Below are 3,712 nucleotides of genomic sequence, written 5' to 3' on the forward strand. Positions count from 1 at the left end.
CCCCGGAGATGAGCTCCTCGTAGGACAGCGTGCCCTCCGGCGCCGGGCCGTCCCCGGTGTTAATCACCGTGGCCAGCTCCGGGTAGCCCTGCCTGATCTCGGGCAGCAGCTTCGCGAACGCGTCGTCGACGAACAGCACCTTCGAGTCGGAGTCCCGGAGGGAGTACACGATCTCGGCCGCGCTCCAGCGGATGTTCACCGGGTTCAGCACCGCGTTCGCCCACGGCACTGCCAGCAGGTACTCGTGGTAGTGGTCAGAATTCAGCCCGAGGAACGCCACCCGGTCCCCGTCGCCGGCGCCGAGCCCGCGCAGCGCACCGGCCAGCCGCGCTACTCGGTCGGCGACCTCGGCGAACGTGCGCTGCCGGTCACCGAAGATCGTCATGACGCCGTTCGGGTTCTGCTGCGCGGCGCGATGCAGGCCCTGGGTCAGATACATCGGGCTCTCCCTTCCGTGGTAGGGCTAGGAGTTGCCGCCGACGGGTTGGGCGCGCTTGAGGAATCGCTGGGCGGTAGCGCGGACGTGCTCACCGCTGAACAGGGCGCGCACGGCACGGCGTTCGCGGTGGAGCTGCTCGGGTAGGGTGGCCGCGGACGACCCGTCGTGCAGTGCCCGGGTGGCGACAGCAGCCGCGGGGTCCAGGCTCGCCAGGCGGGCTGCTACGGCCCGGACCTGTGCGGTCAGCTGGTTGTCGTCGACGCACTGCCAGATCAGGCCCCACTCCTGTGCCTGTTCCGCCGAGACGCGCTCACCGAGCAGACTCATGCCGAGAGCCCGCGCCCGGCCGATGGACCGGCTCAAAGCCCAGGAAATACCCAGGTCCGGCACGATCCCCAGCTGGGTCACGTGCGGGATGGAGAACGAAGCCGATCGCGCCGCGATCGTGACGTCGGCCAGCAGGGCCAGCCCCAGGCCGCCGCCTGCGCACGGGCCGTTCACCGCCGCGACGATGGGCACGGGCGAGGTGGTGATCGCCTCGCACAGCGGCGTCACCACGTCCTCCATGCGGTCGGCGGTGACCCGGGCCAGCGCCACGTCATCCAGGTCGGGGCCGACCAGGTCGGCGATGTCGGCGCCGGCGCAGAAACCCCGGCCCGCGCCCGTGATCACCACGGCTCCGACGCCGGGGTCCGCGCCCAGTTCCTGGATCGCCACCCTGAGCCGGTGCATGAGGTCCCAGCTCAGGGCATTGAGGACCGCGGGACGATCGATGGTGATCGTCCCGATGCCCTCGTGGCGTTCTATCCGGAGCATTCGCGCCTTACAATGAGAAGCCGCCGCCGCAGATGACGGTCTGGCCGCTGATGTAGTCGGACTCGGGGGTGCAGAGCAGATAGACGGCGCCCGCGGCTTCGGCTGGGCTGCCGCCGCGGCCGAGGGGGATCGTGCGTTCCATGGTGGTGAGCAGGTCGGGGTTGACGCCGACCTTGATCTCCTTGCCCTGGACATCGATGGTGCCGTCCGCGTCGGCAGGAGCCTCCGTGAGCCGGGTCTTGATCAGTCCGAAAGCGACGGTGTTGACGGTGACGTTGTAGCGGCCCCATTCCTTGGCGAGGGTTTTGGTGAGGCCGGTGATGCCCGCCTTGGCGGCGGCGTAGTTGGCCTGGCCGACGTTGCCGCCGAGGCCGGCGATGGAGGAGATGTTGACGACCTTGCGACCGGGGATGGGCTCGCCGGCCGCCTTGGCCTTTTTCACGGCGGCGGAGATGACCGGCTGGGCGGCGCGCAAGATCCGGAAGGGTGCTTTGAGGTGGACGTCGAGGATGGCGTCCCACTGTTCGTCGGTCATCTTCTGGATGACGTTGTCCCAGGTGTAGCCGGCGTTGTTGACGATGATGTCGAGTCCGCCGAAGGAGTCGACCGCGGTCTGTACGAATCGTTCGGCGAAACCGTCCTCGGTCACGGAGCCGAAGCAGGCGGTGGCCTTGCCGCCGGCCGCTTCGATGGCGACGACGGTGTCCTTGGCGGGTTCGGCGTCCAGGTCGTTGACCACCACGGCCGCGCCCTCACGGGCGAGCTTGAGTGCGATCTCGCGGCCGATGCCGCGGCCGGAGCCGGAGACGATGGCGACTTTGCTGTCCAGGTTTCCCATGGGGGGGTGTCTTGCCTTTCAGTTGACGGCGACGACTGCGTCGCCGGTGAGGGTCACGGCGCCGTCGGCGAGGGTGACGGCGAGCTCGAGCGTGGCCAGCCCGTCCTCGACGGACACCACGCGGCCGGTGCAGGTCGGTCGCGCGTGCACCGGGGTGATGGCGGCGAACCGGACGCGGTAGGTCCGGATCTGCTCCTGAGGTACCCAGTTGGTGAGCAGGCGGCCGAGGTAGGCCATGGACAGCATGCCGTGGGCGAACACGTCGTCCAGCCCGACGGACTTGGCGACGTCAACGTCGATATGTATCGGGTTGTGGTCACCGGAGGCGCCCGCGAACAGCGCCAGCGTGGTGCGAGTGATCGGCGGCAGCTCCAGGGGCGGCAGCTCCGTGCCTGCTTCGACCTTCTCCAATGTGGTCACTGCGCCACCTCCGGGTTCCGCACGACGATCACCGAAGCGAGGTCGGCCACCGCGGTGCCGTCGGCCTGGGACACCGCGGTTTGTTTGACGATGAACTCCAGCGCGCCGCGCTTCTTGCTGTAGACGTCGGCGATGTACGGCTTGGCGATCAGCGTGTCGCCGGCGTGGGCGTGGGCGTGATAGGTGAAGGACTGTTCGCCGTGCAGGATCCGCCGCAGGTCCACGCCGAGGCCGGCCAGCCACGCGAACGGGTCGGGTTGCTCGAGCTCGATGCCGAACAGGAAGGTCGGCAGCACGGGCAGGTCCGGGTGCCCGGCGGCCTTCGCCGTGTCGACGTCGGAGTAGACCGGGTCGGTCTCGCCGATGGCCTTGGCGAAGAACCGCAGCCGACCGGCGTCCACGGTCAGCTCGACGGGCGGCAGTTCGGTGCCGATCACGCTCGAGTCGATGGCCATGCTCAACTTACCCTCTCATAGAGGGTCACCACGGCGGCGCCGCCGAGGCCGATGTTGTGCTGCAGCGCGAGATTCACGCCCTCGACCTGACGGGCCTCGGCCTCACCGCGCAGCTGCCACACCAGCTCCGCGCACTGCGCCAGCCCCGTCGCGCCCAGCGGGTGGCCCTTGGACAGCAGGCCGCCCGACGGGTTGGTGACCACCCGACCGCCGTAGGTGTTGTCGCCGTCGGCGATGAACTTCTCCGCCGTGCCCTCCGGAGTCAGTCCCAGCGCCTCGTAGGACAGCAGCTCGTTGGCGGTGAAGCAGTCGTGCAGCTCGACCACCCGGATGTCCTCCGGGGACACCCCGGACGCCTCGTAGACCTGCTCCGCCGCGGTTTTGGTCATGTCGTAGCCGACCAGCTTGGTTATGTCCTTGGCCTCGAAGGTCGACGGGAAGTCCGTGGTCATCGCCTGCGCGGCGATCCGCACGTCGGTGCGCAGCCCGTGCTTGCGGGCGAACTCCTCGCTGGCGATCACGGCGGCCGCCGCACCGCAGGTCGGCGGGCAGCACTGCAGCCTGGTTAACGGGCCGAAGATGTGCGGCGAGGCCAGTACCTCCGCGACCGTCACTGGGTCGCGGAACACCGCGTACGGGTTGTTCGCCGCGTGCGCGCGGGACTTCACCGAGATCGCGGCGAACGTCTCCGCCTTGGTGCCGTACTTCTCCGCGTAGCTCGCGCCGGCGCCGCCGAAATACCAT

The 3,712-nt window shown here is 69.2% G+C and carries 6 protein-coding genes; all 6 read right to left on the reverse strand.

The window, feature by feature from the left end; genetic code table 11:
• Positions 1-439 (reverse strand): AMP-binding protein (locus DD1DGNOD_RS12945; protein WP_165036663.1); only part of this gene is annotated, 439 nt, incomplete at its 3' end.
• A gap of 24 nt (positions 440-463) precedes the next feature.
• Positions 464-1,255, reverse strand: coding sequence for an enoyl-CoA hydratase/isomerase family protein (locus tag DD1DGNOD_RS12950; RefSeq protein ID WP_131770239.1), 792 nt, complete (start codon positions 1,253-1,255; stop codon positions 464-466).
• Between the two features lie 7 nt (positions 1,256-1,262).
• Positions 1,263-2,093, reverse strand: a complete 831-nt coding sequence (locus DD1DGNOD_RS12955; RefSeq protein WP_131770240.1) for an SDR family NAD(P)-dependent oxidoreductase — start codon at positions 2,091-2,093, stop codon at positions 1,263-1,265.
• 18 nt (positions 2,094-2,111) lie between these two features.
• Entirely contained in the window at positions 2,112-2,513 is a 402-nt protein-coding gene (locus DD1DGNOD_RS12960) for a MaoC/PaaZ C-terminal domain-containing protein (RefSeq protein WP_131770241.1), read from the reverse strand.
• Positions 2,510-2,968 (reverse strand): MaoC family dehydratase N-terminal domain-containing protein, encoded by a 459-nt coding sequence (locus DD1DGNOD_RS12965; RefSeq protein ID WP_131770242.1) that lies wholly within the window; start codon positions 2,966-2,968, stop codon positions 2,510-2,512. The genes DD1DGNOD_RS12960 and DD1DGNOD_RS12965 overlap by 4 nt, the downstream gene beginning before the upstream one ends.
• A gap of 2 nt (positions 2,969-2,970) precedes the next feature.
• Positions 2,971-3,712 (reverse strand): thiolase C-terminal domain-containing protein (locus DD1DGNOD_RS12970; protein ID WP_430827801.1); only part of this gene is annotated, 742 nt, incomplete at its 5' end.

It is taken from the genome of Candidatus Protofrankia californiensis (assembly GCF_900634765.1).
GTDB lineage: Bacteria > Actinomycetota > Actinomycetes > Frankiales > Frankiaceae > Protofrankia > Protofrankia californiensis.